This window comes from Salifodinibacter halophilus (assembly GCA_012999515.1).
Classification (GTDB): domain Bacteria; phylum Pseudomonadota; class Gammaproteobacteria; order Nevskiales; family Salinisphaeraceae; genus Salifodinibacter; species Salifodinibacter halophilus.
This window is the reverse complement of the sequence record JABEEB010000709.1, coordinates 1-237: the sequence shown is the minus strand read 5'-3', so window position 1 is coordinate 237 and position 237 is coordinate 1. Positions and strand designations below refer to the sequence as shown.

Here is a 237-nt window from a genome sequence, read left to right as displayed (position 1 = left end):
TCAGCCGGTCGATGAGGCGCACCAGCATCTCGTCGTCGACGCTGCCGTCGGAGTCGTGGAACGGGGTGATCGGATAAGCGACGATGCCGTGTAGATCGATGGATTGCATGGGGGTTTCCTTGTTCGCGTTGGTTGAAGCAGCGTCGATCGAGGCCGCGCCGAGTCAGGCGGCGTCGGCGAGGCAGTCGGGGTGCTGCTTGAGCGCGCGGCGCGCGTAATAGGCGAACGTCGCCTGGC

Annotated in this window: 1 protein-coding gene; it reads right to left on the bottom strand. The window is 65.4% G+C overall.

Going from position 1 to position 237, the window contains the following annotated elements; all coding sequences use genetic code 11:
- The coding region (locus HKX41_13400; protein ID NNC25130.1) for a dihydrodipicolinate synthase family protein at nt 1-109 on the bottom strand (109 nt) is incomplete at its 3' end.
- Nucleotides 110-237 lie beyond the last annotated feature (128 nt).